This window comes from Thermanaeromonas sp. DSM 22490, from assembly GCF_056378755.1.
The window spans coordinates 1-13416 of the sequence record NZ_JBJHHE010000020.1; the positions used below are offsets into that span (position 1 = coordinate 1).

8 protein-coding genes and 1 tRNA gene are annotated in these 13416 nt (G+C 53.1%); all 9 read right to left on the reverse strand.

Features of this window, described 5'->3' with window-relative positions:
* Positions 1–260 precede the first annotated feature (260 nt).
* Positions 261–890: a hypothetical protein gene (locus tag AC1BI1_RS11835; protein ID WP_476717506.1), complete on the reverse strand. Its 630-nt coding sequence runs from the start codon at positions 888–890 to the stop codon at positions 261–263.
* Positions 891–1104: 214 nt separating this feature from the next.
* The gene (locus AC1BI1_RS11840) at positions 1105–2505 is read right to left on the reverse strand and encodes an S-layer homology domain-containing protein (RefSeq protein ID WP_476717507.1); all 1401 of its coding nucleotides are present in this window, start codon (positions 2503–2505) and stop codon (positions 1105–1107) included.
* Between the two features lie 400 nt (positions 2506–2905).
* On the reverse strand, positions 2906–5155 hold the full coding sequence (locus AC1BI1_RS11845) for a YcdB/YcdC domain-containing protein (protein WP_476717508.1): 2250 nt from the start codon (positions 5153–5155) through the stop codon (positions 2906–2908).
* A gap of 366 nt (positions 5156–5521) precedes the next feature.
* The gene (locus AC1BI1_RS11850) at positions 5522–5935 is read right to left on the reverse strand and encodes a YdcF family protein (protein WP_476717509.1); all 414 of its coding nucleotides are present in this window, start codon (positions 5933–5935) and stop codon (positions 5522–5524) included.
* A 262-nt stretch (positions 5936–6197) separates the two neighbouring features.
* Positions 6198–6271: transfer RNA gene (locus AC1BI1_RS11855), tRNA-Gln, on the reverse strand.
* A gap of 331 nt (positions 6272–6602) precedes the next feature.
* Positions 6603–8081, reverse strand: a complete 1479-nt coding sequence (gene gltX / locus AC1BI1_RS11860) for a glutamate--tRNA ligase (protein WP_476717533.1) — start codon at positions 8079–8081, stop codon at positions 6603–6605.
* A 1-nt stretch (position 8082) separates the two neighbouring features.
* The gene (locus tag AC1BI1_RS11865; RefSeq protein WP_476717510.1) at positions 8083–9225 is read right to left on the reverse strand and encodes a glycosyltransferase family 4 protein; all 1143 of its coding nucleotides are present in this window, start codon (positions 9223–9225) and stop codon (positions 8083–8085) included.
* 15 nt (positions 9226–9240) lie between these two features.
* Positions 9241–12639, reverse strand: coding sequence for a ribonucleotide reductase N-terminal alpha domain-containing protein (locus AC1BI1_RS11870; RefSeq protein WP_476717511.1), 3399 nt, complete (start codon positions 12637–12639; stop codon positions 9241–9243).
* 54 nt (positions 12640–12693) lie between these two features.
* A complete protein-coding gene (locus AC1BI1_RS11875) occupies positions 12694–13398 on the reverse strand; it encodes a two-component system sensor histidine kinase NtrB (RefSeq protein WP_476717512.1) in 705 nt (234 codons plus the stop codon).
* Between the last annotated feature and the right edge of the window lie 18 nt (positions 13399–13416).

Below are 13416 nucleotides of genomic sequence, written 5' to 3' on the forward strand. Positions count from 1 at the left end.
CCCATCTCAGAAATCGGTGGGGGTTCTTTATTCTTATCTTACGTAAGGGCAAAAAGTGGGTTATATTTGACGGTTACGAGCCCTATATCCCGGCTGAAGTACCTCCATCTGTTCCACCCAACAGTACCTCTCCCTCTCTTCGTATACCTGATCCTTTGAGTAGCTTAAAGGAGCTTGCGTGGAGTCTTAGGTTGGTAACCAAGAATGAAAAAACCAAATAAGTTAAAAAAGCACCGTCGAGGAGACGGTGCTTTTTAGAGTTAGAAGCACTGGGGTGGCGGAGAAGGCGGGCACACACCCGGTGCTACTACACAAGGCGCTGGTACACAGAAACCGTAGCTGGGAACCAGGAGTTGTACAGTGAGCAGGGTTTTAATTACTACACAAACTTGGAAGTCACAAGTTACAGTTATGTTGCCAACACCCACGGCAGATACTACGCAATTACAGAAGAGCAAGGTGCTTTCGCTACAGTCTACCGTAACCCCATCGGGTGCGCAGAGGGTAACAATCTTCGTAAAGGTAAACACTCTATTGGCAGTTTCGGTAGCTGCGTTGGGATTAGTCAGAGTAATAGGTACAGAAACTACCAGAGTAAGATTTGCAAACCCGCCTGTAGTAGGTTGCTTATTTATGACGCTACAGGAGATAGATTGATTGGGCGTAAGACTACAAGGTATGGCCTGGCCCACGGTAAAAGTACCTGTGGCAAATTCACCGGTGAGTCCAGTGGTTACTGTGGTATCCCTGGTCCGGCTTTCCACTTGGAAGCAGCTATCATAGACTTTATCTACTACAATGCATTCAATGCGGGTAGGTGGTGGACACCCTTCTGGCGGGCACTGGCCTGGTCTGATTACCTGCTGTTGGGTTACAGCTTCTTCAGACATAATTAATTACTACCCCCTCCTGACAAGATTTTTACTTATCGTCTGGTATATAATATTGCGTGCCCGCAATGGATGTGCCACCGTAGATTTTCTTCCAAGTTATCCCTCCTGGACGTTTTTGACCCGTATGGTTATCGATTATCACATATGCCTGTCCTGGCCAGCCCGGTCCGCACGCCCCCGACGGGCTGTAGCAGCTCTGGTTCATAGTGTCTTACTTGCCTGAAGTTTCTCCCTGAGACTGCGGCATTTCCTTGGCCTGCAGGGCTTCGGGCGGCAGCTCGATCTTGATTTGGTCGCCGTAGGCGCACTCTTCTACCCGCATGCGCACTTCGATCAGCTCAAACGGTACTACCTCACCTTGGAACCGGTCAGCAAAAGATAACACCGTTCTTAACTCGCCACCGCGGGGTAAATAGTCGTCAGCGTTAATGTAGTCCCTGCCCCAGTAGGATATGGACTTGATTAATTTCCCCGCTTCGGCTAAGGAGCGCTCAAATTGCAGCCCGTCTAGCGTGCCGCGCATTGATTGGGGTACAGCAAGTTTGAAGAAGGTAGCCAGATCGTCAATCCGCCCGTAGTAACCGATCTCAAACACTTTGCGGCCGTCCCTCTCCGTAGTACCCAGGAACTGGTAGTGAAAATAGGGCTTCAATTCTTCCGGTATCCTGCCGCCGCTTAAGTTGCTGGCTTCCAGGCTTTCTTTCATCAAAGCCTCTAGGTCCGGGATGGCATTTTCCGGCAGGCGTATCCATTCGGCTTGGCCGGTGGCCGGGTCGGTAATTTTCATGTACATTTTTCCGTCCACCAGGTACTGTTCCATTTCCAGCTCCGGCAGCTGCCGCTCATCTTTTGCGGCGGGACCACCGGTGGCCGCAAACCGCCACCGGGCAACCTGGTGCATGGTTGCCGGGAAAACTACTTCCATGCTCATTTCCCCTGAGCTGCTCAAACTGGGTACCTGTTCGGCCATCCCGGTGCGGGGCCGCATGACCATATCAATAAACGCCTTGAAACGTACAGCTTTGGCGTTGGCCTGCGCTCGCCCGCTCTTTTCCACTATGTCCACCGCCCGCGGGTCGCTGCCGAAAACGCGGGCCAGGAAGTCGGCCGCTTCTCCTACGGTAAGCGTACCTTCCGGATTAGACAGGGCGGAAACCAGCCCCTGGTTCACCAGCCAGTTGTATAGCGCACTGCCCCAATGGTCGGATTTTAAAGGACCGGCTTCAGGCCGACCCGTGGTGCCGAACAAACCCAGGGCGCGAGCCACCATGACCGCGGCTTCCGCCCCGGTTACGGGCTGGTTGGGCCGCAGGGTGCCGTCAGGATACCCGGCCATAATTCCCCTTTCCTTGAGTGCGGCCAGGGCGGGAGCAAACCAGCTCTGTGAGTCTACATCCGTCCCCAGGTCAACCTGGCTGCTCGCTGCTGGCAACCCGGCCGCTTTGGCCAGCATGGCCCCGAAGGCGCCCCGGCTGACCGGCTCATCCAGGTCAGGAGCTTCCGGGAAAACGCCCAGCAACTCTCCTCTATCCAACGGCTGGGCAAAAGCCAGGGAAACACCTCCACACAATAAAAGCAGGAGAACCAGGAAGATGAAAACAACTCTACGCATTCGACTCTTCCTCCTTCACTGTCGGGTCCGAGTTTTGGGATAAATTCCCCCTGACATATGACGTTACCCGTTTCAAACGGCAACGAAGTTACCGGTGTTATCCACCCCCTTCTTGCAATTTTCTGTGTGACCAGGCAGCCGGACCTGTCTGCCGCGGCTATGGCCGGGAAGCTGCAGTTGAATGCCCGCTAGTGCCGCTTGGAGCGCGAAATACAGAGTATGAACCAGGAGGATTTTGAAGTCCCCGAGCGGTCTGGGAGCCATCGCCCTAGCCAGGTCGGGGTCATCGGTCAGGGGTCGTCTAGGTCCCCTTACCGTCCGTGCCGAACACTGCGATACCCCTTTCGTTGCCGTAGGCCAAAGTATCATGAACGGACACCATTGGAAGGGCAGAAAGGGGCTACCATCCCCGTCCGCCCTCCAGAAACGGCAGCGCCCGAATAACTGCGGCGGCGAGTTCCTCCCAGGTAACCGGGTCCTCCGGCCGGAACCTTCCTGTTCCGTCTCCCCGCATGAACCCCAGCCCATAGGCCAGACCGATGTAGTTCTGTTCCCGTCCGGAAAGGGCCGCTGTGTCGGCAAAGGGCGAGGTGATCCGGTTGGGGATGGCCGCAGCCTGACTATACCCTGCGGCATTGACCAGCCACGCGGCCAGTGTTTTTCTGTCTAGAGGTTTATCTGGAGCGAAAGACCCTCCCCTGGGCAGGATACCTAAGGCTACCGCGGTCTCGACCGTGCCGAAGTCCGGATCATTAGGCAGCAGGTCGCTGAAACTAGGAGAAGAGGGAACCTCCGCGCGGCCATAGTAGCGCCTGGCGGCAGCCACCAGTACCCTGACGGCCTCCCGCCTGGTCACCGGCACTGACGGCACAAACTTTTCCGGTGCAGGAAGAAGATAGCTTTCGGCTAAAAGCTGCAGAGCTTCCGCCGCCCAGCTTTGTTGGAAGTTATAACCCATTCTGGCCCCTTGCCACGGCCGACCATCAGGGCCCAATACCTCTCCGGTGAGCGCATCAACCGCCTCTACCTGAGGTGCCAAAGAGTATACGAGCTTTGCTTGCGCATCTTTCCTGCGGCCGTCGGCCGTCCAGGGCAGGTAATACTTTAACTTGTACGCAGCGTGAGCCGCCCACCTGCTCGCTGCTTTTGCCGGAGAAATGACGCCCTCGGCTGGCGGGAAGCTTACCCTGTGCCACTCACACCGGTAGCCCACCACCCGGCCGTCGGAACCAATACTTACTTCGATGCCGTCCATGGGGAAGGGTACGCCGTTTACCACCCGGAAAAACCGGAAAGAGTAAGTTTCTGCGTCCTGCCGCCATTCTAGCGGACTTCTTTCCAAGGCTACATGGCGCGCATAGGCGGGATTAACTTTCTGGATAAAGTCTCGGGCTACGGCCAGAGCTTCGTCTCGCGTAAGACGTTTTCCTCCAGGCCCAGAAGGTTGCCCGCGGAAGATATAATCGTGGAATTCTACAACTTCCCCAGTGACCGGGTCGACGCCCACAGTTGGTGCAAATCCTTCCTGCCCTTCTAAGCGCAGTACATAGCTCCACCACGACCGCCTCCCCAAGGGGCCGCTGCTTTCGCCTCCACCAGACCGTTCCACCTGCCCTTCATATCCCAGGAACTTAAAGAACCTCTCGGCAGCTTCCCTGGCCTTAATCGGGTCAACCCCTGCAGCGGGAGCTGTAGTAGGATTCATGTCCCCTCTAATATGTAGGTAATCCTCTGGAGCATACAATATGAATTCTTTAGCCGGCTCTCCCTGAAAGTTAAGGAAATCCCCTGTACGGGCATCCACCATGCTAGAATACCGGCTGTTGACCTGGTAGACCAGTTTCACCTGAGGTGACCCCCCTGCACCCTCAGGGAATACCGCATAAACCAACACCATCCCCGCTTTTTCCGCAACCCGTGCAGGGATCGCATGGGCCTCTAACACGGGCCCCTCAGAGGGCAACTTTATATCCCCACGCCAAAGTAAGTTGTAGCCCGTAACCCTGCCGGTCACCGCGTCCACAGAGATGCGGAGACCATCGTCGCCTATAGGTATTCCGTTGTGGGTGCGAACCCAGGAGAAATGGTAGGCGATGCTCAAAGAACCTTTAGGGTAGCCAAAATAGCCGGATGGATAGGGTTCATAAGCCATCTGAGCAAACTTCTCCGGCTGCAGCCGCCGGGCGAGACTCTCAGCTATTTGTCGTGCCTTATCTCGGGAGATGATGCCCCCACCTTCTTCTGTCCCTACTTGGGGTACTGAATACCAATACATCTCCAAGATTTCCCCCGTGGCTGCGTCTACTGCAGCCCGGTAACCCCGTGGGAAACCTGGCCGGTAGAACAGACGGTCTTCTGCATCGATACGCCACACTGTTCGGCCGCGGTAACCATCTTCTTCTAGTACGATCCGCTCAGTCCCAGCAGTAGGAAGATAGGGAAACGCCTCTCTTATGGTGGCCAGGGCCTCCCGTTCAGATATGTGCGGGTTCCTTTGGCCTTCCTCTGCCATCACCGCCGGCCTCTTGCCTTCTCCGGAGGATATATTTTCCGCCGAAAGTGCGGCTGCTCTCCCCGAAACAAAAATAAGCAAACCGGCCAAAAGCAGAACGATCCCCAGCAAATACCCCCGTTTTCTCCTAGCGTTCATTTCTTCACTCCTCCAAAAGCTAATTTTCCACCTCATTACCTCTTTTGCGGAAGAGCGAAAAGAGTTTACCTAGTTCCACGATAAATAAGGGCTAACCTCCCCATTCACATTTTGCGACCGCTGACCATGACCCCTGACATCTTAGGTATTAACCTTAAACTAAAAACGGCTTGCGTGTAACTAGCCCATAGGGATCACCTCTTCCCTATTCTACCATATTGACGCTAATGAAAGGAAAAAGGTTGCATTCTTGGCAAAAAATTTTTCCCCTACTTGGCCAAGTGAAGAAAACTAAAGGCTTTCTTAGAAAAAAGATAAGCATAGAAGTGAGTATAACCTAGGTTACCTGAAGCGATAACACAACACCTACTTTATCAAACCTACCAGGTTGGCCACCACTTCCCTTAACACTAAAGGAGGCCTTACTAGGACCGTCCTATGAACCCCGGCCCCCGAAACCTCCATACCCAGCTCTCTAGCTTCTCTCATAGCGCGCAACAAATGAAAATCATGGGTCACGATGATGGCCCGGTGCCATCCATATCTCTGCATGATAGAGAGAGCGCCTTCCAGGTTTTCTCGGGTGTTACGGGAAGTAGTTTCTTCATAAACACAGTCTTCGGGTAAGCCCCGGGCTATGAGGGCCTCCCTTGTCGCTCTGCGCTCGGGTATAGGGTTGGGGCGGCTAAGGTGTGCCCTAAGGAATGGGACATTGCGGGAGATGATCAGGGTATCTGGGCCTCCAGCGCCGGGAGAAGAAGCAGCCGAGAAGAAAGACATTAACAACGGCTACTGGGCGAGGAAAGAGGCGGATGGGCTACCTAACAGAGAACCTGGCGATTGGTGCCGAACTTCTATCTATACGTTTGGCTCGCTGGGTCGCTGGCTCTACATAAATACCCAATTACCATTGAAGGAGATAAAATCAGAAAAATTACCTAGATACACTTGACAGCTTCCTTTTCTCCCCGTAGGGGTCAAATAAGGGGTCAAATGGGGCAAAATTTCAGGCCTCCCCATCCCGGGAGGCCTGGATTTCTCTTGGCTGCGGGACCTGGATTCGAACCAGGACAACATGATCCAGAGTCATGGGTGCTACCGTTACACCATCCCGCAGCGTCCAGCAACATTAATAATAGCACGGAGTACGGCTTTCGTCAAGGGTCAAGGGGCCTGAGTTATCCCCACTTTTTACAGGCCAGGCCTGCTTGGGCTTGGAAGCGAGCGACTAAACCCGAGCGGTAGCCAAACTTAACGAAGCCGAAAGCGGAGGCGGACCCGAGGCCATGGATGGCCGAGGCCGGCAACTGAGACAGGATGTCGAATTTGCCGGGAAGTCCGCCGGAGCTTGAGGCTGAGTGATAGTTTGGCCCGCGAGGGTTTCCGGAGCGAGCGGAAGCCAAGCAGGCCTCGGAACAAAATTGGGGATACGCCAGTCAAGGGCGATTTAAAGAGGCTCTTCTCCCCTAGCCTGCGTCGGCAAATTTTGACGTATCCATTTAACAGCCTGGTCGAGCCGGGCAATTACTTTATCTTTGCCCAGGAGCTCCAAAATATCAAAGAGCCCCGGCCCCATGGTACGTCCCGAAACAGCCAGACGGGTAGGATGGATAAGCTGGCCGGCGGGGATATTGAGCTCTTCCGCCAGGGCCCGGTAAGCTTTTTCCGTGGTCTCGGCCGTAAAAACGTTCAGCTCTTGCAACCTTTCCTTAGCCTTTTCCAGTAAAGCAATAACCCCCGGCTGGGCAAAAAATTTGCACACACCCTTCTCTTCGTATTCAGAGATATTGGCAAAGAAGTAGCTCGCGGCCTCGGCCACTTCTGCCAGGGTTTTAACCCGGTCGCGCACGGCTCCTACCACAGCCCGCACGTAAGAATAATTCTCTTCCGGGAAAGGATCAGGTAACAGCCCTTTGGCCTGCAAGAAGGGTATGGCCAGCGTAGTAATTCTGTCCAGATCACCCTCCCGCAAGTAATGGCCGTTTATCCAGGTAAGCTTTTTGGTATCATAGATAGCCGCGTTTTTGGATACCCTTTCCAGAGAAAATTGTTGAATAATCGTTTCTAGGGGTAAGATCTCCTCTTCCCCATCCGGTGACCAGCCCAGAAGGGCCAGATAATTTATAATGGCTTCCGGCAGATAACCTGCTTCCCGATATTCTTCCACCGAGGTTGCCCCATGCCTTTTGCTCAATTTGCTGCGATCGGGCGCCAAAATCATGGGTACGTGGGCAAAAGCCGGAAGCTCGTACCCCAGGGCCTGAAAGACCAGTATCTGTTTAGGAGTATTAGACAGATGTTCTTCCGCCCTAATCACGTGGGTAATTCCCATATCGTGGTCATCTACCACGGTCGCAAAGTTGTAAGTGGGCATGCCGTTGGACTTTAAAATTATAAAATCGTCAATGGTAGAATTCTCGAAAACCACTTGCCCCCGGATGACATCCGAGACAACGGTAACACCATTATCCGGCACTACTAAACGTATGGCGGGCCGCCTTCCCTCATCTTCCAGGCGGCAGCGCTCCTGGGGTGTAAGATAGCGGCAGCGGCGGTCATACATGGGGGCCAGCCCCTTAGCCTGGGCTTCCTGACGACGGGCAGCCAGCTCTTCGGGGGTACAATAGCAGAGATAAGCTTTCTCCTCATTCAAAAGCTTTTCTGCTGCCCGGCGATATAACTCCAGACGCTCAGACTCCAGATAAGGCCCTTCATCCCAATTAAGCCCCAGCCATTGCAGGGAGCTTAAAATTTGCCGGTAAGACTCCTCAGAAGAACGTTCGAGATCGGTATCATCAATGCGCAAGATAAACGAACCCTTATGGCGACGGGCAAAAAGCCAATTGAAAAGAGCTGTACGGGCACCCCCGATATGCAGGCTGCCTGTGGGACTCGGCGCAAAACGCACACGAACGGACAACTTTATATCACTCCTTGTTTCCTATCAGTTCCTGGTAAAGGGCGATTAAACGCTTAGCCATAGCTGAAGAAGACAGGTTCCGGGCGTTTTCCCGGCCATTAGCTCCCAGTTGCCAGCGCAGATCTTTGTTAAAAATTATTTCCTTAACTGTAGCGGCAAACACCTCTTCATCCGGCGGAACCAAAAAGCCGTCTATGCCGTGGTGTACCATTTCTTTAACCCCATAGGCAGCCACCGCCACCACGGGTAAACCGGCAGCCTTGGCTTCAGCAATAACCAGGCCCTGGGTTTCCGTCGTAGAGGCAAAGACAAAGATATCGGCTCCCTTGTAAATTTTGGGCATCTCATTAAAGGGGAAAGCCCCCAGAAAATGTACAGCTCCCTCTATACCTAGGCGGTTTACTTCTTGCCGCAAAAAGTTTTCCCACGGCCCGCTGCCCACCAGAACTAGGTGGGCAAAGGGAGCTTCCCGCCACAAGCGGGCAAAACTTCTCAAAAGGAAATCAACGTTTTTCTCCTTTCCCAGCCGTCCCACGTACAAAAGAATTACATTCTTCTCGCTCAGGCCCGTTCGCCTTCTCAGCCACAAGGGATCGGCCTCTCGATAATCCTCCAGTACAATCCCAGTGGGTATAGTTTCCATGCGAACCTTAACGCCATTATGGCGCAGAAAGGAGGCAATTTCTTGTGTAGGCGCAATCACCGCGTCGCACCGGTTGCCAAAATAGATAGTGTACCTGCGCACCAGCCACCGGGCCATCCTCGGGGCCAGAGGAAAATAATGCACATACTGCTCGTAAAGGGTGTGATAAGTAAAAACCAGTGGCAGGCCCAAGCTTCTGGCTACCCTGGCCCCCAGGCCCCCCACCAGAAAGGGAGAATGAACATGGACTAAATCCACCTGCCAACGCCGGAGAGTCTGCTTTAAACCCGGCGCCCAGGGGAGGGCCACGGCAAATTCTTTAAAATTAGGAGCGCGCACAGAGGGAAAGCGGAAAACGTCCTCTTCCTGCTCGCCGGGGCCATAGCTCGGAGCAAAGATAAAAATTTTATGCCCCGCCTGCTTAAGCTCCTTAGCAAAGGTTTCAACGGAACGTACTACGCCACTCCTGTAGGGAAGGTAACTATCAGAGAAAACAGCGATGCGCAATCAAACAGGCCTCCATTATCCACATTTACTAAAACCGCAGCTACAGGTGACGCAGCCTTCCTGGTAACGGAGGCGGGACCCGCACTCAGGACAAATGCCTTTTTTAATTAGCTCATCCTCATTGGCCTTGCAATCTCCCGGTCTGCAGTTTTCCACAGTAGCGCTGATTTCCTCCAGAGCCGCGGCTATATTGTTGCAAAGATTAGGACCATATTGCTGCCAGTTCTTAAGCTCCTGGGCCAGGACGCGGCCGATGATGTCCGGGCAAGACTTGCCTATGATATCCTTGTCCGTGGCCCGGCGCCGCAAAAAATTGGGACAGCTCACAGAGGTAAGCTGGTCAATAATAGCTTCAGGCGCAATGTTAGCTCGTAAAGCCAGGGAGATTAGCCGGCTCACCCCTTCGGTAAAACCGCTGCACCCGCCGGAAGATCCTGTAGTAATAAAAGTCTCAATCAAGCCCTCCTTATCGTAATTGACAGTAATATACATCTTGCCACAGCCCGTTTTAACCTGTTCGGTTACCCCGATGGTGCGCTTGGGGCGCGGCCGCGGATAGGTCTTATTCTTAGTTTCACCTTTGTCCTTAGGCTGGGCCCCTGTCACCAAAACCTCCTGTTCGCGGCTGCCGGAACGGTAAACAGTTACCCCTTTACACCCCAGTTGATAAGCCAGCTCATAGACCCGGCGCACATCCTCTTTCGTAGCCGTAGGAGGGAAATTAACAGTTTTGGAAACAGCATTGTCCGTAGCTCTCTGGAAGGCAGCCTGGATGCGCACATGCCATTCCGGAGCTATTTCTAAGGCAGTCACAAAAACACGCCGCATATCTTCCGGGATCTCGGCGATATCCCGCGCCTTGCCAGTGGCGGCCACTCGCCTGATAATGTTCTGGGCTTCCTCTAGAGAAAAATTGGTCCGGATATATTCTTCAAAAACCGGGTTTACTTCGATTAAACTTTCCCCATCCAGAACATTTTTGGTATAGGCCAGAGCAAAGACGGGCTCAATACCGGAAGAAGTTCCGGCAATCATACTTATGGTGCCGGTAGGTGCGATGGTGGTGCAGGTGGCATTGCGGCGCTTGGTACCCCGATAAATGCTCTTATCTATGTTAGGAAAACTGCCCCTCTCCTCTGCCAGGCTTTCGGAAGCTTTAATCGCCTCTGCTTGAATGAAGGACATTACTTTGTATCCCAGATCCACTGCTTCTTCGGAGTCGTAAGGGATCCGCAGCTTAAAGAGCATGTCCGCCCATCCCATGACTCCCAACCCTATCTTCCGGTTCCCCCGCACCATATCCGTGATTTTGTCGATGGGGAATTGGTTGATTTCGATTACATTATCTAAAAACCGCACCGACCAGTAAACAGTATCGGCCAGCTTGTCCCACAAGATTTTGCCTTCCTCCACCATATGGGAAAGGTTAATGGAACCCAGGTTACAGGCTTCGTAAGGCAGGAGAGGTTGCTCACCGCAGTTATGGGCATAGATCCCGTTGGCATCGAAAGCGTTGATGCCGGGAACGTGAACATCGTATACCTCCTCTACCCCATCGTCCTCCACGGCCAAAACTGTGGCTACGAACCTTTCGCGGTTCATCTTACGCCGAAAGGCTGCCAGAAGCGTGCTGAGCTTCTGCGCCTTTTCCTTGTCGCCAAAGCCGATCCTTTCGGCAAAAATAACCAGGTTATCCCCCGAGATAACCAGCTCATGCTGCGCCTTTATGTTATACTCGCGTTTACTCCCCTTACCATCTGGCATGGGTCTACTGCCGGCCGGACGCCGCTGCTCATATATAGTGCTTACAATCCCTAAACGAAGGAGCATGCGCTGGACAGCCTTTAGGCACTCAAGATCGCTTTGAGCAAGGCGAATGCTAACACCCTTTTCTTGACTTCCCTGGACTAAAGCATAGCAGTCGAAAAGGCCGCGCAAGAAGCCCCGGTAACCGTCTGAGGAAGCTCGTTCTATCTCAGGGGTAACGGTCTTCCCGCCCGGGCGCAGGCCCATGCGCTCGGCTAGAGCTTTGAGGCCAGCCGATTTGAGGCGGAATTCGCCGCGCCCTTTCACTGGGGACCAGCCTAGGAAGTGGGAACGGTGAGGTAAGTCTGCTGCATACCTCAAGGCCAGCTCCATGACTGAGGATGCGCCGCTTTCTTGAGGAAAGCCGTGGATTGCTTGTTCCCTTGCCCAAACCGAGAGAACGGCAGTCTCTTTTTTCAGTACCCCATCTCCCACCAAAAGGCCGAGCAGGTACCCTTCACCCTCGGTTAGCTCACCGGGCCAGCCGGCCAGCGACCGGTGGTTCTGGAGGAGAATCTGGTCACCGGGTTTCAGCTCTTTGACCTGTACCCACTCAGAACTGATACGGTAGCGCGTCCGGTCAACTACGCGTAAGACCCGGTGGTCCAAGGTCAAGCGTAGGCTATAACCTTCCCGCGTGCGCAGCCTGACGATAGGTTTTATCGCCGTCTGGAAAAAGCCTTCCTTGCCCGAGCGATAAGGTATCCCATTAACCACCGCCTCAAAGGGCCGGCCCACCAGTTCGCGCACTTGGCGGGGGCCTTCACTGGTAGTTACCCACGTATCACCCGTCACGCAAGGGTTGGTAGCTTCGATCTCTCCCAGCTCCGGGGTAGGATTGCCTTCATTTAAACGGTCCAGGAAAATAATGCCCGGTTCCCCGTTGGCCCAGGCATGGCTGACAATTTCCTCGAATACGTCCCGTGCCCTGAGCCGCTTGTACACTTTACCGCCAAATTTTAGATCATAGTAATCATCACGGGCCAGAGCTTCCATGAATTCCTTGGTTAAACCCACCGAAATATTGAAGTTGGTGAGCTCGTTATTATTCTCTTTGCAGGAAATAAATTCCAAAATATCGGGATGGTCTACCCTTAAAATTCCCATATTGGCCCCGCGGCGTGTCCCGCCCTGCTTTATGGCCTCGGTGGCCGCATTGAACACCTTCATAAAGGATACCGGGCCGGAAGCCAGCCCTCCGGTGGAACGGACAAGGCTGTTTTTAGGGCGCAAACGGGAGAAGGAGAAACCAGTGCCCCCCCCGCTCTTGTGGATTAAAGCTGCATGTTTCAGCGCAGTAAAAATCGCCTCCATGCTGTCTTCTACCGGTATAACAAAACAGGCCGAAAGCTGGCCTAGGGGGCGGCCCGCATTCATAAGGGTAGGGCTGTTGGGCAAAAAATCTAAACTGGTCATGAGGTCATAAAAGCGTTGGGTATATTCTTCCAGCTTATCAGGGGGGAGCTGGGGATCAAATTCCTTTTCGGCACTGGCCACTGCCCTGGCTACGCGTAAAAACATCTCTTCCGGTGTCTCGACAGGTACACCATTTTCCTTACGCAAATATCTCTTTTCCAAAATCAAGCGCGCATTGTTAGTGAGCTTCATAATTTCTCCCCCAAGTTATCTACAAATTTATCCACAATATCCACTAAATGGTGATTATGGTAACGGCAAATAAATGTTGAAACAACTTCCCGCTCCTACCTTACTGTTTACCTTTATTTTTCCTCCATGACTTTCCACAATACGCAAACTTAAAGTGAGCCCTAGGCCCGTCCCGCTTTCCTTGGTTGTATAAAAGGGCTCAAAAATCAAATGGAGCTTGTCCGGCGGAATGCCGGGCCCATTATCCTTAACGCTGATAACCGCCATGTTTTCTTCCGGGTCACGAAGGCTCCTTACTTGTACGTGCCCCTTAGGGCCCGTAGCCTGGATGGCATTGGAGACCAAGTTGAGAACCACCTGTTTAATTTGCGCCGGGTCCAGAAACACCAAGGGTAGATTGTCACCCTTAATAAATTCTAACATAACTTCATTCATCAGTGCTTCCTGTTCGGCTAAAAGCAGGGCCTCCGAAATCAACTCATTAATATCGGTAATTTTCAACTGGGGTTGAGACGGCCTGGCCAGGGAGAGGAATTCTTTAATAATAAGATTAATACGGTCCAATTCTTCCAACATAATTTGGAAATATTCTTGTTCAGGTCCCTGCCGACCGTACTTGCGCTGTAAAAGCTGTAAGAAGCCTCGGATAGAAGTCAGGGGATTGCGGATTTCGTGGGCCATTCCCGCGGCTAGTTCTCCTACCATGGCCAGCTTTTCCCTTATATAAGTACGTTCATCTAGTTCAAAGGAATTGCCCATAATATTCGACCCCCCTGG